The following is a 21960-nucleotide window of genomic DNA, read 5'->3' as shown; positions in this document are numbered from 1 at the left end:
TTATGCCCTCCTTAGTAAGTTGCGCTCTTCCAAAATGGCCACAATTCGATCGACCACTTCGTCGATATCTCCTTCAATCATTTCTGCATGACCAGCGGCGACGGGGCGAACATATTCCACGCCGGCCAGTCTCGCCTCAGCAACATCCGCTTCGACCTCGTCAATCGTGGCTGACTTCGCCACTTGCCTGACCTTAGCCACGGACGCATATCGCGGAGGTTTACGCGCCGCCTGCACCCCTACCACAATCGGCGTCACCGTTTCTAATTCCGCAACAAGCCCTCCCGCATATTCTTGTCGCAGCTGAAGATGCGACCCGCCCGCGACGCGAACCTCTGTGATTACGGACGCGTGCGGCCAACCTAAAAACCCCGCAACAAGCCCTGGCAACTGGCCATCGACGTCATCAATGGCTTGAACTCCGGAGAGCACTGCGTCAAAATCCCCTCGCCCAAGATAGTCCGCTAGTACGCGCGCCTTTTGCCAATTACTCATGGCCGCATCAAAATCTCCTACGATTTTTACCGCATAGTCAGCGCCTTTCGCCAACGCGGTGAACAGCATCGTGTCCACATCTCCCGTGTCGACCGCAATCACCGTGACCTCCGCGCCAGACTCTTCTTTGATAATCAAAGCCTCTTCTAGCGCTTGGTCATCCCATTCGCTTGGGACATAACTCATCTCGTCAAACAGTAAGGTCCGCGCGTCTTCATCGAGGGCCAACTCTTCTACCAAATCTGGAACCGTCTTCAAAAGCACTGCTAATCGCATATGATGGCCTCCTTTAACTAATATCGTGGGTCAGTGCAGGACCAAAGCCTCGTTCAGCCCCATGCAATACGCCATAAGTTCGGCAATATCCATAACTTGCAACTCTCCATCATGCCCGGTTGACTTCACCGCATCCTCAAATCGCGGTACTTCATAGGGGCAGCTGACGGCTAAAATTTCTGCACCATATTCAATGGCCTCTTTCACGCGCCGTTCCGACAGCCGCTCGCTGGCGTAGTCTCGCGTAAAGCTGTCCATCCACATGCCGCCCCCACCGCCACCACAGCAATAGGACGTCTCTCGACAATGCCCCATTTCGACGAGGTCAATGCCCGGCAAGGCTGCCAACAACGCTCGCGGTGCCTCGTATTCCCCGTTATGACGTCCCAAATAACATGGATCATGAAAGGTGACCCGTTTGTTAAGCGCCTTCACAAAATGCACCTGGTTCAATCGTTCCGCTAAAAATTGCGTGTAGTGTTGGACTGGCCACTCGCCCCCCATTTTTGGATACTCATGAAGAAACGCATTGTATGCATGTGGGTCAGTCACCACAAGCTGATTAAACGTGTACTTTGACAACATCTTGATGTTGTGCTCGGCCAACATTTCAAACAATCCGCGCTCTCCCGCCATCCGCTGAGAATCTCCCGCGCATTTTTCTTCGGTGCCCAAAATCCCATAGTCGACGCTCAAAGCGTCAAACACGCGAGCCAACGCCGACGAAGCCTCTTTGCCTCGAGGATGATAGGACGGGTAACATTCCACAAACCACAAGACATCAACCGGCGCTTTGCGCTGGGACATAATCGGAACCGCTACGCCAGCATTCTTTGTCCAGTCAGCGCGTTTACGAGGCGACTCGCCAATGGGATTGCCATAACGCGCCGTGTTTTCAAATGCCGTTAGCAATTCATCCGGCGCCTTACCTTCTAAGACAGCTTGTTCCCGGACAGCAGGCATGATATTAATCATGTTGACCTCTTTGGGACACACACGCAGACAATTTCGGCATGTTGTGCACAGCCACAGATCGGGAGAATCGATGAGAGAAATACCGAGTTGCGTGCGGCGAAAAACTTTACGCGGGGAATAATCTCCTACCGTGTCCACCGGACACACACCCGTACACTTTCCACACTGATAGCAATAACCTAACGACTCAGCGCCAGGAATTTGCGTGATGCTATCTAAAACCGACAAGTCATATTCAGAAATCACGCGCGGCTCAAACATGCGGTTCCATGAACCGTTAAGCTCAACACCATCGACTACTGCAATGTCTAATTCAATTGCTTTTGCCTTTTGCAATGCTATATTCCTCCCATCTCTGAATACCCAAGAGACTCGCAACCACGCGGGGAAATGGAGGGAGCACGCGGGTAAACTCTTCGGTAAGCCGCCACGAGGTCATTGTAAAGAGGTACACCGCATACACCATGGCGAATGCCGTTAAATGCCGATAACGCGGATCAATATCAGGCAGACGTCGCAAACTCTCCATCACATGATTCATAAAATGTCCAGCCTGCACAATTTGCCCATAGAGCGTCTGGGGATCGGCCACAAGACACTCTGGATCGACGAGCACAAGCGGCACCGCCCCGGTTCGACTAGAGGGAAGAAACATCCACCGTGACCACCAGACGAAATCGTCAGGCCACAAGGCCGCCAGCCAAAATGTCGTCCATTCCCATAGCCAAGGGGGAGCTGATATCGACGTCAAGTAGGCTGCCATATTCCCGGGCGTGTGAATAACGCCGTGTTTTAACGTCTCCTTGTGTTGCGTCCAGAGCTGATAGCCCCCCTCATTCAACCGTCTCGTGCCCGGGACCACCAAAAGATTGCGCATGTCGTCGGCCAGAACATCAGAAGCATCGCCTAAACGCACCGTCATGACCCTATTCCAGCGTTCGATATCTTCCGCCGTCACAAAACCTTCTGCCTTATCTAAAAAATCTCCAACCGCTTCCGCATCAATAACTAGAGCGCTCATCACACCTCCTCTAACGCCATGCGGTTTAACATCCCCACAGCCTTGGCAGCTGCCGCGCCTCCCATTGAAACGGTATCCTCAATATCCTTGGGCCCAGCCGCAGCTCCCGCCACAAAGATTCCTGGGATAGGCGTGGTAACGGTATCTAAGGGGCCTCCTACCGTTTGCAGAAACCCATGACTTTCGCGGGGAAGATTAAAAATCTTTGCCATTTCCAACGTACCCTTGGAGGGCTCCATGCCAACCGATAAGATGACCATGTCCATCAACACTTCCATAGGCCGCCCCATCGTGGTATCTTCGCCTTTAATGAGCAGCTTATCTCCCTTACGAATGACTTCGGTCACAATGCCACGGACATAATTCACTTTGTATTCTTCCTGCGCCTTCCAATAGATTTGGTCCTCCCAAAATCCGTACATCCGCATATCGATGTAGAAAATGAAAACCTTAGCGTTCGGCAACATGCGCTTAATTTCGATGGACTGTTTGGAGGCAATGCCACAACAGACCTTAGAACAATACTGGTTGCCAATTTGACGATCGCGCGATCCAACACATTGAATGAAGGCGACTCGTTCAGGCGCCTCCCCATTTGATGGCCGAACGATGGCACCACTCTTAAACATCCGCTCCGCATCGACCAAAGTAATCACATCATCATATTCGTAATAACCGTACATCTGCGTTTCACGGCCGGGATCAAAGTGCTGAAAGCCCGTGGCAACAATGATGGACCCTACTTCCACCACGGTTTGTGTCGAATCCTCACTTTCTAAAGTGACATGAAACGCCCCAACTTCTCCTTCGCTTTTGACAACCCGTGTATTGAGGCGCAAATCAATTGCAGGATTTTGATGAATGCCCCGTACAATATGGCCCATGGCTTCTTCCGTTTCTTGCAAGTCCGGCGTTAATGTCGCGTAGGAGGAATACGGCGTACCGCCTATCTCCCCTTTGGCCTCCACCAAAATGGCTTTTTTACCGAGGTCGGCCACGGCCCGCGCCGCCTCCATCCCCCCAGGGCCCGCCCCGACAATTAATACTGTTTCCGTGTTCCCCATTCCGTCGCCCTCCCGCTCGTAGTCTCAACCGCTTTTAGAGCACATGTTCCCATGTCACATAATCCAGTTCACCGGTCTTAATTTTGCTAACATCGTCTTCAAACTCAGCCCATGCGCGGTCCACATCGATCCCCATTTTCCTCAGCAAGGGTCGATAATCCACTGAATGCCAGTGGAGTTGACAAACCCGAAAGGGATGTGCCCCCAGCGCCAACGCAGCAAATTGCGATTCTGACATAACCGGCACGCCAACCTGCCGGTCATGGGCTTTCGCCGCAAATTGACTTTTATCCAACGACGTGACGCAACCTGTGTCGTGCGTCAAGACCACATCAGGATTGGCCTCTTGCTTCATCACCTCAATTTTTCGCAATGTAGCAAAGCTTCGAGTAAAATCTCGTTGAACAAGAATGTGCCGAAATCCAAAGCCACAGCAATCATACCAAGTCGAATAGTCCGCAACTTGTGCCCCTAAGGTCTGCACCACTCCCGTGACGGCGGCGGTGCGTTGCCCGCCATAAATTTCGGGATCATAAATAGCATCGCCGCTTTGCAATTTGTAATAATGGCAAGCGGGGTGCACCGTTGCGGTAATTGGGGATAAATCATACTGAACCCGTGCGGCCAATTCATCACGCACTGCATACATCCATTCACTGTAATGGACAATTTCTTCGGGCATCACAAATGGACGTCCTAATTTCTCAATGATGGCACGGACCTGACGGCGTAGCTTGGCGTCGTGCACCAATTCATGACGCACTTCTTTGTAATGGCCAAAACTCGTGCCACAATGGATAAGAGGATAGTAGCCAGTCTCATAAGCGGCAGAAAAGTTCCGCATGGCAACGGCGGCCTGAGCTGCCTGATTCGATGTTGCGGAGGCATAATAGTTCCATGCAGTACAAGATGTTTGGTCCCTGGGGTCAAAGTAATCATAGCCCAATATGCGGTTGAGCCAGAAAATCGATGTGGAGTAGCCGGGAATGTGTCCGCATTGACCACAGCTTTTATGGTGCCATGTGTGTTCTAACGGAATCTTTTTCATTCTCCCAAACTTCGTTGGTGCTAGGTAATATGGCTCCGGGACAGGTTGAACAATCCACTCCCCTTCGCGACCTAATTCCCATATGGCTTCACGCAAGTCCTCGTCGCGTACGGTCTCAGGGTCTCTCTCAAAGACTTTGGACGTCTCAACCTTGGTACCAGTGATCGGCAAATTCAACGGTTCCATGTGTTCCCTCCTCTTTTAGACCTCCAACGGCCCCCTAGTCAACCTGCAATCCGCTCTCTTCCAGCGCATCATCCATAATCTCCTCCATAATGTCGTGCAGCCCTTCATCAACTAGGCTAATCATGTCCAAAGTCCCCGTCATTTTCCAAATCGCGTATAACTCGTGCATGGTTCGTTCTTCCACCTGCCACGAGAGCCCTGTCGTATGCAGCGTTTCCGGCGGCAACGCCCGGCGCCACACGTCCAAATTTTCCGAAACTTTTTTCACTTGGGGTCCCCAATCAGGAAACGCATCCTCTTGCAACATGTCTGGCGACACCTGAGTACCTGTCGTCATGATCTTGTAGATAATTCGGGTGTATCCCGCGAGCGCTTCTTTCATGGAACGCAGCCCATTATTTACGGCAACTTCGCGCATGACCGTGATCAGACCACCAGGGCTGTTTTGGCGCGGACATCGATTGCAAGAAAAGCATTGCGAACAATTCCAAATATCGTCATTAAGCTGTTCGTAAAACAATTCCACATCTTCGCGCGCCAACGTTTGAGTAATCTTGCGTGGGGAAAAGTCATAAAAACGCGCCGAAGGGCAAGCAGCAACACAAATTCCGCATTCGTAGCACCCGTATAAATAAGTCTCAAACCGGGGATCCGCCTTAACCTCGTCGAATAGTCTCTGTTTTTCCTCTAGCGCGACTTCTTTATATAGATTTGACGGCATTAACCCACCTCCTTCGCAGCACTCAAACGAAGAGACTGATTTTGGCGTCGCGAGCAAAATCTAGAAAGGTTGCCGCTCCCACCACATCCTCTACTTCAGGCACTAAATCCTCGCGCTTCACACCTAAAACATCCATAGACATTTGACACGCCACCAAATGGACCCCCAATTCTGCCGATTCTGTAAGAAACTCCCGAATAGACATGACATTGGAGCTAGCAAATTGGCTTCGCATCATAGACGACACCACCTTAGTGCCAAAGGGGACAACTCCAGCTACACGGGCCATTGCCGGCATGCCAGGATTTCCTGCAATAGACACCGTCAAATTGTCAATTTTCTCTTTATTGATAACATCGAGACCCCAAAACGTAAAAAACAACATGCACTCCATATCCAAGGCCGCCGCTGCCGTTGCCAAAATAAACGGCGGATAAGCCATATCCAAGCTGCCTTTTGACACAATAATCGCCAACCGATCTTGCGCCATAATCTCCCCCTCTTTTAACCACGCCTATTTGACTAGTACTTTAGTCTAGTTTCATGATATATTGTTTAAGTGAAAAATACAACCAACTTTATATTTTGTGAATACAATAACTTTGTTGATATACTTCAGACGATTTAAGGTACACTGTAGTTCTTTTTGACTCACACTATATTACGGGGAGGCTTAACTGACGATGACAACAACGTACACCACCGCACTATCCTTTTTAGATCAGTGGTATCCGGGGATGGGCAAGACATTAATAGAGGTCAACGCAGCCTTGCGCAACATCAATCGAGGAAAAATGGACTTTCTTCCTTATACTCAGCCCACCGAAAACTTTACCTGGTACATGGAAGCTGTCCTCACCCCACAAGGCGAGAACAACCCCCCCGCCATTGGCCATTGGCAACTGCGTTTGCGGGCGACTGATGACACATTCGATATCGTCCTTCAAGGTAAGAGTCAAGAGGGAAATGAACGGGGATTAATCATATTTCGCGCCCCTTCCCCAGAACGCGAAGCCGCGCTCACCTCCAACCAGAAGGCGAGCGCGGAAAACGTCTTATAATGAGGGCCTAAGGGGCTACGAAGGATACCTCTTGGCCCGAAGCCGTCGTGAAAGCTACGGCTTGGGCATAGCGGTTCATCAGCAAGGCCGATGGTGGTATCTCGGGATCTTGAGCGTCTACCAATTGGTCGAACCAGCGACCACCCCGAAACCACAACGCAATATCTTGTGGCGTAGAATCGCCGACCGACAGCGCACTAGCCACCGGGAATTTCCCTATCAACTGGGAAATTCCCTTTTGTGGCAAAACGTGCAGCGCTTGTCCATCCACCGTCCATGTGGTCCATCTCTTTGTCAGCCATGTGGAGGACGTAGCGCTAGAGGGAAATACGTAGTCACTATACCACTGGGCATTCACATGCCACGCCAGGGGTTGCGTACTCTGTTGGCGAGACGCTAGCAATCCCCATGCACTCTGCTCCCACTTCGTAGCCCGCGTCACAACAGCCGATCGTTGAGCTAGAGCAACAGCAGCGGAAATCGGCAGATAAGTGCGGCACGTCGCCGCAGGGCTGACAGGTCCTTGCCCCGCAGCATTGACGGGAACAACCCAATAGGTATATGACGTATTGGGTTTCACGGAAGCATCAACAAAACTGATGGAAACGGCAACATGGCTCACTTGGCCCACCTCTATCGCTTGCGGATAGCTTTGTGAACCTTGAGCCCGGTACACAACATAAGCCGCAGCGCCTTTTACAGCCGGCCACTTCACGGTCACATGTCGCGCTCCCCACGTCAAGCTGAGACGAGACGGGGCCTTCTCCGGAGGTTCTTGGGGTATGGACGCTTGCTGATGGGCGAGAGCTTTTTGCGCCGCATCTAATTGGCTTAGCACTGGACGAACCTGACCCACATCCGCCATCCATCCAGCTAAATATGAGACAGGAACCATCATTGCAACCCCTAAAATTGCGAGCACCCGCCAAAATCGCCGTCTCTTGCCAGAATTGTCCATTATGATTCCCCCTACCTTTGCCAGGCGTAGACAAATACTATCAAATGGAATCAGTATACTACACGGCATCCTGTCATAAAGGCTCAATACTTCGACCGCAAAAGAAAACAACAGGACGTCCATAACCGCGAATAACACTCGGCAGAGTATCCAGAAAGCTTTGATTCTCATGCATAAATGAGATAAAATTTACGGAACCAGCATAAATTGTTATGGCTTGGCCTGAGCTGGCCATTCGCAAGCAACCTTGAGGAAGTGATGAGTGTACTGATGACAAACCGTATCCAACTATATGACACCACCCTCCGCGATGGGACCCAAAGACGCGGCATCAGCCTTTCGGTCGAGGACAAATTGCAAATTGCCCAGCTGCTTGATGAATTCGGGTTCGACTATGTCGAAGGCGGGTGGCCCGCTTCCAATCCCAAAGACACAATGTTTTTCCAATTGGCCAAAACCCGACTCACCCAAGCTAAGCTTACGGCCTTTGGCAGTACCCGAAGGCGCGGTGTGTTTGTGGAAGACGACGCAAATCTCCGTGCCATTCTTGATGCACAGTGTCCTGTCGCGACATTATTCGGAAAATCATCGGTTTTCCAAGCCACACAAATTCTCGGACTGTCTCTCCAAGATAATCTGGAAATGGTTGAGGAATCGATTCAATTCCTACGCCAACATGATTTAGAAGTCATCTTTGACGCCGAACATTTTTTTGATGGCTGCAAATCCGATGTCGATTACGCGCTGCAGGTGTTGCGAGCAGCTGAAGCTGGTGGCGCGCAGTGGATTGTCTTATGCGATACCAACGGCGGGTCGCTTCCTCATGAAATCACTGAATATGTGGAACTTGCACGCCGTGCAGTCTCCGTGCCCCTTGGCATTCATGCGCATAATGACAGCGGATTAGCCGTGGCCAACTCGCTGGCCGCCGTTATCGGAGGGGCCACTATGGTCCAAGGAACGATTAATGGTTATGGTGAGCGTTGCGGCAATGCTAACTTATGCACTATTTGGCCCAATCTTGTGTATAAAATGAATAGACAAGCAGGCCGCGAACTAATGCTGAAGGAATTGACACGTCTTTCCCGCACCGTGGCTGAAATTGCCAATCTAATGCCTGATGACTCCGCACCGTTTGTTGGCGACAATGCTTTTACGCACAAAGCCGGTGTGCACGTGGGAGCCGTCCGCGAATTTCCGGAAGCCTACGAACATGTTCATCCAGAATCCGTTGGACAGAGCCGGCGCATCCTCGTGTCCGAACTGGCCGGCAAATCGAATCTGCTTTATAACTTTCACAACCTTGATGCTTCTTCGGAAACCGTTACAGAATTGGTACAAACGGTGAAAAAGCTGGAAGCACGGGGTTATCAATACGAAGACGCGCCATCATCCATGAAATTACTCGTTGAACGCTCACTAGGAAACGTCCCTTCCTATTTTGAAGTAGATCGGTTTCATGCGTCCGTCACAAAGGACCAGCGTATGATTTCTGAAGCCACCGTACGCATTATTATTGGTAACGAACATTTCGTCGAAGTCGGAGAAGGCGACGGTCCCGTGAACTCTCTAGACGTGGCCTTACGCAAGGCTCTTAGCCAGATCTATCCCATTATCGAAGGGTTGCGGCTAAAAGACTATAAAGTGCGCGTATTGGATGGACGCGATGGCACGGGTGCATTGGTCCGTGTATGGATTCGTTCAGAGTTCCGCGACGAAACCATTCAAACTGTTGGGGTTTCGCGCAACATCCTCGAAGCCTCATGGCAAGCTTTGCTAGATTCGGTAGACTATGCCCTTTGGGTTTCTCATACCGTTCCCGCTCACCTAGGTAAGCAAAGCCAGCCCTTGTAGAATCAGGTCATAAAGGAGTGTAAACCTTTGCCAGCCATTGTCGAATTGCAACATGTCCATTTGTCTCGCAATAATGAACCGCTCTTGCACGATATTTCTTGGCGCATTGAGCCGGGACAAAATTGGGCATTAATGGGAGCCAATGGCTCAGGAAAGAGTACCTTACTCAATATCATTACGGGCTACTTATGGCCGTCATCAGGCGATGTCCGCGTCATGGGACATGCATTTGGACAGGTGGACTTGCGCGAATTACGTAAGTCCATTGGATGGGTTAGCATATCCCTAGGCGATTGGTTTTATAGCCATCATGGAGATAACACGGTCCTCCAAGTCACCGTAACAGGTGAAGATGCCTCTATTGGAGCCCCGTTCAAAGGAATGCGTCCCGAGCAACGGGACAAAGCGCTGGAAGCGTTAAAAGCCGTGCATATGGTAGATAAAGCGGACCGTCCCTTTCGCGTTCTGTCCCAAGGCGAACGCCAACGCGTCTTAGTCGCTCGGGCGTACATGGCAAATTTTCAACTGTTGATTCTTGACGAACCATGTACAGGACTCGATATTCCTTCCCGCGAAGTGTTGCTCCAAGGGGTTGCGCAATTGACGCAACGCGCGCAATCCTCCGTCATCTACGTCACGCACCATGTCGAAGAACTCGTCGCAGGTTTCACCCATGGCTTGCTTCTCGACAAAGGGCGAATTTTAAAATCCGGCACCCTATCGACGGTTGTGACAAACGATGCGCTTTCTACTGCCTTTCAGGTGCCAATTGAAGTACAATGGGATCATGGACGGCCATGGGCAAGAGTTGTGGGAGAAACGCGGGTTGGATAATGTTGTCGACAATGTGGTCATTAACTAGAAGCCGTTCTGACATCATCAACAAAGGGGCATTTATATGGCGAGTGTAGTTCTACAGCATGTGACGAAACGCTATGGCAACGTGGAAGCGGTCCACGATGTCAATCTCGATATTCGTGACCAAGAGTTTTTAGTATTTTTAGGTCCATCCGGCTGTGGCAAAACGACAACATTGCGCATGGTCGCCGGGCTAGAAGAATTGTCTGGTGGTGACATTTTCATTGGCGACGAAAATGTCAGCCAAAAACCGCCTAAAGACCGCGATATTGCTATGGTCTTTCAAAACTACGCACTTTATCCCCACATGACCGTGTATGAAAACATGGCTTTTGGCTTAAAGTTGCGTAAGACGCCAAAGAGCGAAATCGACCGGCGGGTGAAGGAAGCGGCGGAAATTTTAGGTTTGGGCCAACTGCTCTCACGTAAACCGAAGGAACTTTCTGGTGGCCAACGCCAGCGCGTTGCTCTTGGACGAGCAATTGTTCGAGAACCCAAGGCCTTTTTGATGGATGAACCGCTCTCAAACCTAGATGCCAAATTACGTACGCAAACGCGTGTTGAACTAAAAAATCTTCACCGCCGTCTGGGCGCCACGATTATCTACGTGACCCACGATCAAACAGAGGCCATGACGATGGGCACGCGCATTGTTGTTATGCGCGATGGAGTCGTTCAGCAAGTAGACACACCCGATGGGATATACAACAATCCTGCCAATCAATTTGTCGCCACCTTCGTCGGAACCCCAGCGATGAACCTTGTTAAGGGGGCCGTCATATCCCAGGGCGATACGGCCTCATTACAAATCGGGTCTCAGACCATCGAGTTGCCTGGGCGCATTCGCCAAACCCTGTCACGCCTTAACTCCAATGCATTAACGCTAGGGGTGCGTCCCGAGGACATTTTCTTAGGCGAAGGTCGCGCCGATGAACCTGCTCTCAATGCAACGGTGCAAGTCATTGAACCCCTGGGCCACGAGCATATCGTCTATCTAGCGGTAGAAGGTCAACCCATCGTTGCCCGAACAGACAATGCATGGCAAGGCCGTGTCGGAGATGTTGTCCGCATGAAATTAAATCCCCAGCGACTCCATGCCTTTGATCCACAGACTGAAGCGTCCCTTCTTTATTCATGAGAATGGATTTCGGCATAAAAGCCGCCCTTTTAGGGCGGCTTTTATGCGTCATGAGCATATCCTAGCCCCATGCGCATTCCAACAGTCAACACAGCCATTCCCACAAGGGACCAAACCGTCGCATGAACCAGATGCGGTAAAGAGTGGCTGTGCACGAGCCAGATGACCCATACAACAAACCCCACACTTGATGCCATCCATAGAAGCCACCAACTTCGTGCGACAGCTTCCGCCAAAAAAATCAAGACCATCCCTAACGCCAACATGCCTACCCCATAAAAAACGAGCCACGTTGTGATGGGGTGAAATGAACTCCCCAAGGCCCACCCCACTAATTGCTGCGGAACCAACCCAAACACACCTTCAATGGTCATACCAAGGCCCAGATACACTCCTAGCGTATATTTTAACCAACGACGGCTTTCCTCCGGATGTTCCAACATCGCCGTCATCATGACCAAAGCCAAACTTGCGGCGGCATAGGGTATAGATTGCCCTATCGTCGCCAACCCGTTATAAAACCCCGCCATCTTTTGTGTTAATTGCGCCTTAGCCACAACCCCATCTGTCAGCCCGGTTAGAGTTTGCAAGACTCCCACAGCTCCTGATAAAGCAACGGAGCGTTTGGTCGATGGACCGCTAGGCAAAATCGCACGGACAATCCACGAGCTAAGACCCCAGAGCATCCCCACCGATACCGCTTGAAATGCTCCTAACAAGAGGACTGGATGGCGCGTATAACTGGCTAACCAGACGTCTATCACACTGAGAGCCGAACCCATCACTGTTAAACCTCCAAGCCAACGATACCGGCGAGCTCGCGCGACATATCCTAAATTGGCCGCATAATCCACCATGGGCCATGCCGATAACCCGAAGACGACAAAAAAGATGGAAGGCATCTTCAATGCCCGGCCCAACGGTCCGGAAAAAGCAACAAGGCTCCCCCACAAGGCGAGCCCCGTAATTCCATAAACAAGACGCCAACGTCTCCACTGCGGACCTGAGGGTTTCCCTGCGCGAATGGCCATCAGCGTGACTACCGAAGCCGGTAATGTGACGATGGCCACAACGTTATTTAGGGTCGTGACCACCCCATACAAGCTCGGCCCCAAGCGGTGCCCCAACAGCACCGCATAGAGCCAGTTAAAAATCCCCGATCCCAGGGTGGCTACACCGTAAATGGCGTTGTCAAGCCAAAATTTCTTCAATTGGCTTATCACGGGATAAAAGCCTCCACTATGGTCTCTACCATCCCTCACTCCCGCCAAAACCTATTTTGACGCCTCTTATTGGGATACCGTCCAATATTGCGCATATAGAAAATCCGTCACCGGATTAAATGTGCTTACTGTGCCATGGACATTTTTGGCATGCACATTTAATCCTACTTCCCGCGCATAACCCTGTGGGAACCACGGCATCCATAGCACCGGTAGGTCTTTGGCAGCCCACTGTTCGTAAGCATCCATGCGCGACTGAATTTGTGTCGGCGTGCCTGGTTCATAGGTAGCTTGGATCAACGCGTTCATCGTGCGACTGTCGTAACTGCCACTATTTTCTCCTGCCCCGGAGGCAAAAAGATTGCCGCCCGTTGGATAATAATCTAACTGATACGTCCATCCTGCTCCCCAATAGGCCATCGCCCAGCGGCCAGCAGACGCCGGGACGGCTTCTCCCAGTAATTCATCGAGCGGCAAACTTTGCAGGCTGACCTGAATGCCCTCTTTAGCCCAGTCTGTTTTCAGCAACTGAGCCATGTTGGCAACCGTTTGGCTCCCTGATACATAAATAAAAGGAAAGGCTAACTTCTGGCCATTTTTAGTCATGACGCCGTTCACCAAGCTCCACCCATGCTCTTCCAGCAACTTTTCACCCGCCACAGGATTATAGGGATAAAGCGGTGTATTCAGTGCCGGATCATAAAAAGCCGTATGCGGTACAGCAGGAACGGGACCATCGGTCGCCACCCCTAAACCATGATAGAGAGAGTCAATAATGCCTTTTTGATCAATGCCCATTTCCAAGGCCTGACGAACATATCGGTGTTGAAAAACACGCCCGATTCCCCCTGGCGCTTTAGGATTCATATTTAGGAGCAAGTAATTCATCCCAAACAAATAACTCGTACTAAAATCATCGATGCTAGCCAATTCCTTTTTGGTATTCCATAACGACGGCGGCAGATAACCGACATCGACCGTTCCCGTTTTGAGCCCCGTAAATTCACTGCTAGCCGATGATTCATAGGCAAATTCTAATTTGCCTATCGTTGCCTTATGGCCTCCATAAGATGGGTTCGGTACAAAGGCCCAATAATCATTGGGCTGCCAACTTTGGAATTTAAACGGGCCATCCACGACGTCATATGCCGGATTAGTAGGAGAATTGCTGACCTTGAGAATATACTTAAGTTCTTGCGTCATGCTGCCTGGATACTTGTCCCATACGGATTTCGGCACGGGAGTAATTTGGCTCAAACCGTTATGTATAAACCACTGGGGGTTCGCAGGTTTGTTCAGCGTGATTACCACCGTGTGAGTTCCAACGGCCTTTACGGTCTTCCAGTCTGAAGGCACACCGCCACTGCCTGAAGCGCCATAGACCCATGGAGCTCCATTTGCCGCCGCTGCTTTAATGAGATCCCATGTAAAAACCACATCCTGGGCTGTTACGGGCTGGCCATTAGACCATTTATATCGCGTGCCTAACGTTATCGTATATTGCGTGCCTTCTGGATTATAACGAATCCTTTGAGCCAACGAAGTCGCATAGTCTACTTCATTGGTTTTATTCAAATTAATCAGCGGTTTATACATCAAGTACTGAACTTGCGCGTTAATTTCCGTATATGAAGTGGAACTGATGACCGGAAAAAACCAGTTCGGCGAAGATTGTGGGGTCATGGCGACAACCACCGTTGCCGCCGATTTGTGCGCGGATGCGGATGTCGCCGCTCCACATCCTGAAAGTCCAATGGCTACAAGTCCCATTGCCGAAGCACCGATAACCCAAGGTTTCATAAATTCCTCCTTAAACAACGGCATCAACTAACGCCCGCCTGAAATCGTTTCCGTTCCCGTCACCACATCGCCCAACGCTCCGTGATGACGAACCAAAAGTGCTCGCGCCGCCGATGGGTCGATGCCTAAGAGCCCCACAGCAATAGCCGTTTTGACTTCTTCATCACAGAGCGCCAATAGACGCGAAGCTTCATTATAATCCACGGTCAGAGCCAGCATGACAATCCGTCGCGAGCGGTCAATCAATTTATAATTCGTAGCCTTCAAGTCCACCATCAAATTGCGAAACGTCTTACCCAACCGCACCATGGCACCCGTTGTCAGCATGTTCAGCACTAGTTTAGTCGCCGTGCCGGCTTTCAACCGAGTCGAGCCCATGATGACCTCAGGGCCCGTGGGAACCGCAATGACAATATCAGATAAATGCTTCACTTCGGGTTCATCGTTGGCACTGACGGAAATCGTGCACGCCCCGCGCAAGCGCCCCTCTTTGAGCGCGCCAATCACGAACGGCGTTCGCCCAGAAGCCGACAGGCCCACCACCACATCACGGCTTTGTACCCCAGCCAACCGAATTTGTTGTTGCCCTGACTCCATGCTGTCTTCCGCGCCTTCCACCGCGTGCACTAAAGCATCCGGGCCACCCGCCATGATTGCCTGCACCATCGATGGATCCGTATTAAAAGTCGGGGGGCATTCGGCGGCATCCAACACTCCCAATCGACCGCTGGTGCCAGCCCCCACATAAAACATTCGGCCCCCTTGACTCAACCGCTCACTAATGGCATCGACCGCCGCAGCGATTTCACTGAGATGTTCTTTCACCAACAGCGGCACCGTTTGGTCTCCAGCATTCATCACTTTGAGCATTTCCAACGTCGTTAAGGTTTCTAACGGAGGAATTGTCCGGTCCCACATTTCTGTTTGTAGTCGTTCGATTGTCTTATCCGGCTCCATAAAATACCTCCACCTAGCTATTTAGAAAACGCATCATGAGCGTGGAGGTATGGGCCCCAAGTTTTCCAGTCCCCCACCGCAATAAATCCGTCATTGTGTAAATCTACCTTATTATATGTGAGTGGTTCTCCGTGCAGGTCTACAACCTTTCCACCGGCTTCCTCAATCAAGAGCTGTCCCGCCGCACTATCCCATTCCATATTGGGCATCAGCCGCGGATATATGTCCGCTTCTCCTTCCGCTACGCGGCAGAATTTTAGAGCACTGCCCATTAGAGATAAAGAATGCTCGGCCAAGCCCACAGAATTCAACCACTCCACCTCACTCTGCCGGTGTGAACGGCTAATAATCGCACGGCACGGCTGTGTCAACGGCCGGGAGTTAATGGCTTGGACGTGGTTCTGCGCTATTCGGTAAGCCCCTTTTCCTGCCACAGCCTTATAGGTCACACGAGCTTCGGGCCAATCGATAATAGCTACCACCGGGTGATTATCTGCGATGAGCGCAACGTTGATGGTAAATTCTCCGTTACCACGTACAAATTCCTTTGTCCCATCCAACGGATCGATAAGCCAAAGCATTTTCCAACGATTGCGCACTTCATACGGCTTGGCCGTGGTCTCTTCAGATATAATAGGAATATGCGGGTAGTCGTGTTGCAACATATGCACCAACACTTCTTGAGACGCAACATCGGCCGCAGTGACGGGCGACTGGTCAGATTTATAGTTGACAGCGAAAGGTTGAGTCATGACCTCTAAAATCTTTTCACGGGCCGCCCAGACAGCATGTAGTGCTTTGTCGGCCATGCTTTCAAAAATCTCCATCCTGTCACCCCGTCGTAATGGGCTCGTCTGCACACGGTCTCTTGCAAGACAATTCGCCATATATTCTCTCGCACCCTTATTATAAAGGGAGAACGCACGCAGGGCGAATCATGGAATAACATTTGGCGATTTCTTGTGGTTCTACGTAACCTGCGCCAATAGCCTTTTCCAGATACCAACGAGTTTCCATGAAGCGTCCTGTAGAAATGTGATTTCGGCGGACTTTGACAGTTGAGGAAAAAAATCCCCCTTTGGTACTGTTGATGGTGCAGATCCCACAGCAGACCAAGGAGGACTTCTCAATGCATTCTACATCGACGATTGATCAACGCAAAGCGGCGGTCCAAGGCGCCGTGGTGGGAGGGGTGGATGTGGCCCAAGGCTGGCATTACATTCAATGGCTGTTTCCCAACGGGTTGTCGGCGGGCAAGCCTGTGCGGTTTGTCAATACCCGCAGCGGGTTCGAGGCCATGTGGGCCCGCCGCCCGGCTGGGCGGCGCCTCGTGATCGGGCTGGAATCCACGGGGGCCTATGGGTTGCCCCTGGCGCACTGGTTGCGCCAACAACCTGGCGTGACCGTCGTCTTGGTCAATCCCTTGCACACGCACAAGCTCAAAGAAGTCGACGATCACACGCCCTCGAAAAATGACGCCAAGGATGCCGGGATTATTGCTCGGGCGGTCGCCGAAGGGCGGTATATGCACCGGACCCCGCGGGAAGGCGTCTGGAGTGAATTGGCTACCTTGTCCGTGACCCGACGCCAACAGAAGGCGGATGTGGTCCGCTGGCAGAATCGCATTCAGGGGTGGTTGGATGTCTATGCCCCGGAATTTCGGCAGGTCTTCAAAGCCTGGAAGGGTCTCGCCGCCTTGTGGGTGCTGGACACCGTGCCCTTGCCGGCAGATGTGTTGGCGTATCCCTTCGAGGACTTGGTCACGGGCTTGCTGGAGGCCTCGCATCATCGAGTCGGGCGTAAACGGGCGACAGCGTTGGTGGCGGTTTATCGCGACTCCATTGGGGTGCCGGGGCACCCGAGTGCACGCGCCCAGTTAGCCGCGTACTTGGGGCATTGGCGCGCGGCGTGCGCCGCGCTCGCGGCCACCGAAGCCGCTCAGCAGGAATTGGTGGCCGCAGCGCCCGGAGCGGACGCTTTGCGGGCGATTCCGGGCTTTGGGCCGGTGGTCATGGCGACCCTGTTGGGCGAATTGGGGAACTTGGCGGATTATGCCCATCCTCAGCAGGCGGTCCGGATGGCAGGGCTGAACGTGGTGTCCGACCACTCCGGCACGTATCAGGGGAAGACCCATCTGGCCAAGCGTGGGCGGCCGCAAGTCCGGCAGATGTTATATCAAGCCGCGTTGGGGGCCATTGCCCACGAGGGTCCCGCCCGCGCGCGCTATCGGGAACTGCGGGAACGCCTGGCGCCGAAAGCCGCGGTGGTGGCGTTGGCGTGTAAACTCTTGCGGATCGCGTGGGCCTGTGTACGGCACCAGGTCCCTTACGATGCCGAGCGCGCCTTTTCGCGGTCCACGGCCGCTGTCGCAGCCTAAGGCGCGGGCACATCCCGGGACGTCTGGGACGAGGGAGAGGCGTCTCTCCATTCGGGCATGTGTGCGCTCTCTCGTATGGAGCGACATGAGACCCTGCGCGAAAGCTTCTGCTCCCCTCGTCTGCACTAGGGAACGACAGCATCCTGCACAGAGGACGATTCGGGCGTAGACCCTGTAACCCCTTGGTAGGCTTCGTGAGGTCGTTCATCACGTGTCGACGGTCGCAGAGGTCCCGGGATTGACAAAAAAACTATGAGAACAAGAGGATTTACACAAAAAACTAAGGTAGGAGAGACGCCTTTTGAGAGCTTTGACATCCCTGACGCAATTCCCGAACTCTCCGCATTATGCCCGCTTTAGTCAAGTCCTTCTCACTGACGATGACCAACGTGCCATTATTAACGGTCAAGGGCATCTAGATTCTCCCGTGGAACAATGGGATGTGCGTATCAGTGCAACAGGTCGGGTGCATCTTTTGTGGCACAATGGTCTAGATGCCTACACATTGTTAAGCGCGGATCTATTCGTGCCGACCGACTCCTTTGTGCCTTTAACCCTAATTCGCGACAAAGACCGCTGGCTATTAACCGGTAATACAGTGACCGTCGTAATTGACCCACAAGGGACAATCGAGGTCCAAGTGGGGCCAGCTCAATTCTTTTACACTCACTTTTATCGTCACAATCAGCATGTCCGTTGTGCTCTTAAAACCACGTTGCAGGAGCACCTTTATGCATTAGGCGAAAAGGTCGGCAGGCTCGACAAAAAAGGTAGATTGTGGACGCAGTGGACCACTGATGCCGTTCCTCATGAGGATCACACTGATCCTCTCTATCAAGCCATCCCCTTTGCACTTTTAGGTCAAGCCGGTCCCCAAGGATTTCGCGGCATTTTCTTAGCCAACAGTGCACGGACCTACTTCGATGCGACCATGGACGAATGGTTGTGGATAGGGGCCGATGATGGTCCTTTAAGTCTTTACGCCCTCCCGGGCCCACACCCCCAAGACGTCCTGCGTCATTACACGGACCTTACGGGCCGATTCCCTATGCCTCCCCAATATGCCTTAGGGTTTCAGCAAAGTCGCTATAGTTACATGGACGAACAAGAGGTGGTGGAAATTGCACAAACCTTTCGTAAACGTTCCCTCCCCTTGGACCTTATCTATTTAGACATTGACTATATGGACGGATACCGTGTCTTCACTTTTAACCCCCACACATTTCCAGACCCGAAAAATCTCGCGCAAACATTGGCCGCCCAAGGCATTGGCTTGGTGTGCATCGTCGACCCCGGCGTCAAAGTCGACGCCAACTATTCTGTCTATTGTCAAGGTCATACCCAGCAATACTTCATGGAATACCTCAACGGGGAAGAATTTCACTCCGAGGTCTGGCCGGGCGTTTGTGCTTTTCCGGACTTTGCGCAAAGTCGTACCCGGAACTGGTGGGCCGGGTTACATCGTCCTCTCCAAGAGGCAGGAATTCAAGGGATTTGGAATGATATGAACGAACCTGCATGGTGGGGCTTGGGTCAGGCTGGCCCCGCATCACATCCCGACGAAGAAAGTGGCATTGTCCACCATACTGACCATGGTCAAATGATTCCTCATCATCTCGTCCATAATTTGTATGCTCTCCTCGAAGCTCATGCCACGTATGACGCCTTATCATCGTCTTCTTCGCGCCCATTTATTCTCAGTCGTTCCGGTTTTAGTGGCATTCAGCGCTATGCCGCCGTCTGGACGGGAGATAACTCGAGCCAGTGGGAACATTTAGCTATGGCGATCCCTATGTGTCTTAATCTTGGCTTATCGGGCATTCCTCTCGTTGGTGCTGACATTGGTGGTTTTTTGGATAATGCCAGTCCGGAGCTCTATGCACGGTGGATTCAAGCGGGGTCCTTCTTCCCTTTCGCCAGAGCTCATAGCGCCATCGACACGGCCCGGCATGAACCATGGTCTTTCGGTGAAGAGGTGCTCGACATTGCGCGGCGCTACCTGCAATATCGGTACCGCCTTTTGCCCTACTGGTACAGCCTACTCTATCAAGCCCATCAAGACGGAAGCCCTATGATGCGCCCGACCTTTTGGGTCGATGCGGCTCCGCCGTTTCTCACTGTCGATGACCAATTTTTGATTGGCAACGACCTTTTGGTAGCCCCCGTCATTGAAAAAGGAGCCAACAAAAAATCCGTACACATCCCTTCCGGACAATGGTATGACCTTTGGCACCACCAATGGATCACAGGTCCCCGGCACATCATCGTCGATGCACCGCTGGCTGTGCTGCCTGTCTTCCTCCGCGCAGGAGCCATTCTTCCCCTTGCAAACATCGTTCAGTCAACAAGGGAATGGCCTCATCATAGTCCGTGGCCATCCGTGATTTGGATTGTGCCTGGCCATGGCTCTTTGAATTTCTATGGCGACGATGGACACTCATTGCAATATCAAACGGGCGCTTACTTCATAATACAACTCAGCGTCAGCGTGCAAGAGACCACGCTTGTGGTTCATTGGTCGCGCCTTTACGGCCAGGACGCACTGATCCCCGATGAGTCTGTCCTGTTTAAGATTGGTCCACTGGTAAAGACCCAATCGCTGACGGCAACCGGAGACGGCACCCGGATTTCTGGCGCAGATAACGCACATTATATCTATGTGATGGCGTCATTGCGGAAGAAAGGTTCCGGCACCATCACCATTAAGCAAGATGCCTAACGACAAGATGTTCGGTTTTGTCAGAATACTTTATGCCTTTGCCAATCGACCCACAATCTGGCTATGATAAGGGGAGAAACGGCTAAGAACCGTTTACCTGAGAGGATGTGACCATATGACCGACGAAACCTATAAGCCAGGACTGGAAGGCATTATCGCAACCGAGACAGCGTTATCGTACTTGGATGTCGACCACGAACAAATTGTCATCCGGGGCTACGACTTAATCGAACTGGCCAACACGGTCGATTACATTAAAGTCGCCCACCTATTGATGGAAGGTCATCTGCCCACGAGTACTGAATACGACGCCTTTGTGCGCACACTCAATGAACGCCAGACCGTTCCCGACCAAATTTTCTCCATCATGAAGTCCTTAGGACCCCAGCAGCACTTGATGGATTCCCTACGGACGGCATTATCCGCATTAGCCACATTTGATTCATCTCTAGGACGATTAGATGCGCAGAGCACTGCAGAACAGTCCTTAACATTGCTGGCTCGCATGCCTGTTATTGTGGCCAATAGCTACCACATCAAAAATCACGAAGCGATTGTACAACCGCGCGCCGACTTAGGCTATGCAGCCAACTTCCTCGCGATGATTACAGGCTCAGTTCCGACGCCGGATGAAGCACAAGCTTTTGACCAACTCCTTACGGTATATAGTGAGCACGAAATGCCTAATTCGACCTTTACGGCCATTGTCATCGCCTCCACCTTGTCAGATATGTATGGTGCCTTAGTTGGCGCGGTCGCCTCTCTGAAGGGCACATTGCATGGAGGCGCCAATGAGGCCGTGATGCATATGCTGCTCGAAATGAAAACACCCGACCAAGTTGAACCCCAGCTTCTCGCTAAACTTGCCCGCAAGGAGCGAATCATGGGATTTGGACATAGAGTCTATATGAAGAAACCAGACCCGCGGGCCATGCTGATGAAAGAATCGTTAAAGCGCCTCGTAGCGATAAAGGGCCATCAGGATCTATATGACATGTGTGTCATCGGTGAAGAGGTCATGCAGCGGGAAAAAGGTTTGTATCCCAATTTAGATTACTACGCGGCGCCCGTCTATTACTTGTTGGGTGTACCCATCGAGCTCTATACCCCGATTTTTTTCGCGGCGCGTACAGCGGGTCTCGTAGCCCACGTGCGCGAACAGTACGAACATAACCGCCTCTTCCGACCCCGCGTCCGTTATACGGGGCCGCGCGGTTTGCACCCTTAAT

19 protein-coding genes are annotated in these 21960 nt (G+C 51.8%); 7 read left to right on the top strand and 12 right to left on the bottom strand.

Annotated elements, in window-relative coordinates; all coding sequences use genetic code 11:
• From CO251_RS08525 to CO251_RS08500, 7 genes are read right to left on the bottom strand one after another with little or no spacing between them, the layout of a single operon-like run.
• Nucleotides 1-771: an electron transfer flavoprotein subunit beta gene (locus CO251_RS08525; RefSeq protein WP_103375357.1), complete on the bottom strand. Its 771-nt coding sequence runs from the start codon at nt 769-771 to the stop codon at nt 1-3.
• A 30-nt stretch (nt 772-801) separates the two neighbouring features.
• Nucleotides 802-2082 carry a (Fe-S)-binding protein gene (locus tag CO251_RS08520; protein ID WP_207654653.1) on the bottom strand — a complete coding sequence of 427 codons (1281 nt, stop codon included), beginning with the start codon at nt 2080-2082 and terminating at the stop codon, nt 802-804.
• Complete coding sequence (locus tag CO251_RS17195; protein WP_146039029.1) at nt 2060-2767, bottom strand: hypothetical protein; 708 nt, start codon at nt 2765-2767, stop codon at nt 2060-2062. The genes CO251_RS08520 and CO251_RS17195 overlap by 23 nt, the downstream gene beginning before the upstream one ends.
• Nucleotides 2767-3831: a CoB--CoM heterodisulfide reductase iron-sulfur subunit A family protein gene (locus CO251_RS08515; RefSeq protein ID WP_103375356.1), complete on the bottom strand. Its 1065-nt coding sequence runs from the start codon at nt 3829-3831 to the stop codon at nt 2767-2769. The genes CO251_RS17195 and CO251_RS08515 overlap by 1 nt, the downstream gene beginning before the upstream one ends.
• A 34-nt stretch (nt 3832-3865) precedes the next feature.
• Complete coding sequence (locus CO251_RS08510) at nt 3866-5065, bottom strand: heterodisulfide reductase-related iron-sulfur binding cluster (protein WP_103375355.1); 1200 nt, start codon at nt 5063-5065, stop codon at nt 3866-3868.
• A gap of 34 nt (nt 5066-5099) precedes the next feature.
• Nucleotides 5100-5786, bottom strand: coding sequence for a 4Fe-4S dicluster domain-containing protein (locus CO251_RS08505; protein WP_103375354.1), 687 nt, complete (start codon nt 5784-5786; stop codon nt 5100-5102).
• Nucleotides 5787-5808: 22 nt separating this feature from the next.
• Nucleotides 5809-6276: a DsrE/DsrF/DrsH-like family protein gene (locus CO251_RS08500; RefSeq protein ID WP_103375353.1), complete on the bottom strand. Its 468-nt coding sequence runs from the start codon at nt 6274-6276 to the stop codon at nt 5809-5811.
• Between the two features lie 193 nt (nt 6277-6469).
• Between CO251_RS08500 and CO251_RS08495 the strand changes: the two genes are divergently transcribed.
• Nucleotides 6470-6847 carry a hypothetical protein gene (locus tag CO251_RS08495; RefSeq protein ID WP_207654652.1) on the top strand — a complete coding sequence of 126 codons (378 nt, stop codon included), beginning with the start codon at nt 6470-6472 and terminating at the stop codon, nt 6845-6847.
• A gap of 7 nt (nt 6848-6854) precedes the next feature.
• Here the strand turns inward: CO251_RS08495 and CO251_RS08490 are convergent, their stop codons facing one another.
• Complete coding sequence (locus tag CO251_RS08490) at nt 6855-7805, bottom strand: fibronectin type III domain-containing protein (protein ID WP_103375352.1); 951 nt, start codon at nt 7803-7805, stop codon at nt 6855-6857.
• A 258-nt stretch (nt 7806-8063) separates the two neighbouring features.
• Here CO251_RS08490 and cimA point away from each other — a divergent pair, with 258 nt between their 5' ends.
• The 3 genes from cimA (at nt 8064) to CO251_RS08475 (ending at nt 11655) form a co-directional block, all read left to right on the top strand.
• A complete protein-coding gene (gene cimA, locus CO251_RS08485; RefSeq protein WP_103375351.1) occupies nt 8064-9659 on the top strand; it encodes a citramalate synthase in 1596 nt (531 codons plus the stop codon).
• Between the two features lie 27 nt (nt 9660-9686).
• A complete protein-coding gene (locus CO251_RS08480; protein WP_158246249.1) occupies nt 9687-10493 on the top strand; it encodes an ABC transporter ATP-binding protein in 807 nt (268 codons plus the stop codon).
• Between the two features lie 64 nt (nt 10494-10557).
• On the top strand, nt 10558-11655 hold the full coding sequence (locus CO251_RS08475) for an ABC transporter ATP-binding protein (protein WP_103375349.1): 1098 nt from the start codon (nt 10558-10560) through the stop codon (nt 11653-11655).
• A gap of 41 nt (nt 11656-11696) precedes the next feature.
• Here CO251_RS08475 and CO251_RS08470 read toward each other — a convergent pair whose 3' ends face one another.
• From CO251_RS08470 to cysQ, 4 genes are all read right to left on the bottom strand, one after another.
• Nucleotides 11697-12878: a lipopolysaccharide biosynthesis protein gene (locus tag CO251_RS08470; protein ID WP_103375348.1), complete on the bottom strand. Its 1182-nt coding sequence runs from the start codon at nt 12876-12878 to the stop codon at nt 11697-11699.
• 66 nt (nt 12879-12944) lie between these two features.
• Nucleotides 12945-14678, bottom strand: coding sequence for a peptide ABC transporter substrate-binding protein (locus tag CO251_RS08465; protein ID WP_103375347.1), 1734 nt, complete (start codon nt 14676-14678; stop codon nt 12945-12947).
• A gap of 27 nt (nt 14679-14705) precedes the next feature.
• Nucleotides 14706-15635, bottom strand: coding sequence for an N-acetylmuramic acid 6-phosphate etherase (gene murQ / locus CO251_RS08460; RefSeq protein ID WP_103375346.1), 930 nt, complete (start codon nt 15633-15635; stop codon nt 14706-14708).
• 17 nt (nt 15636-15652) lie between these two features.
• On the bottom strand, nt 15653-16462 hold the full coding sequence (gene cysQ, locus CO251_RS08455; RefSeq protein WP_158246248.1) for a 3'(2'),5'-bisphosphate nucleotidase CysQ: 810 nt from the start codon (nt 16460-16462) through the stop codon (nt 15653-15655).
• 302 nt (nt 16463-16764) lie between these two features.
• On the opposite strand from cysQ, the gene CO251_RS08450 reads away from it, so the two are divergent.
• The 3 genes from CO251_RS08450 to mmgD all read left to right on the top strand — a co-directional run bounded on the left by CO251_RS08450 (nt 16765) and on the right by mmgD (nt 21959).
• Nucleotides 16765-18012 (top strand): IS110 family transposase, encoded by a 1248-nt coding sequence (locus CO251_RS08450; RefSeq protein ID WP_103375344.1) that lies wholly within the window; start codon nt 16765-16767, stop codon nt 18010-18012.
• Between the two features lie 301 nt (nt 18013-18313).
• Nucleotides 18314-20731 (top strand): TIM-barrel domain-containing protein, encoded by a 2418-nt coding sequence (locus CO251_RS08445; protein ID WP_103375343.1) that lies wholly within the window; start codon nt 18314-18316, stop codon nt 20729-20731.
• A gap of 115 nt (nt 20732-20846) precedes the next feature.
• A complete protein-coding gene (gene mmgD / locus CO251_RS08440) occupies nt 20847-21959 on the top strand; it encodes a citrate synthase (RefSeq protein WP_103375342.1) in 1113 nt (370 codons plus the stop codon).
• Nucleotide 21960: the final 1 nt, after the last annotated feature.

It is taken from the genome of Sulfobacillus sp. hq2 (genome assembly GCF_002903155.1).
Taxonomy (GTDB): domain Bacteria; phylum Bacillota; class Sulfobacillia; order Sulfobacillales; family Sulfobacillaceae; genus Sulfobacillus; species Sulfobacillus thermotolerans.
This window is presented reverse-complemented; position numbering and strand designations above follow the sequence as displayed.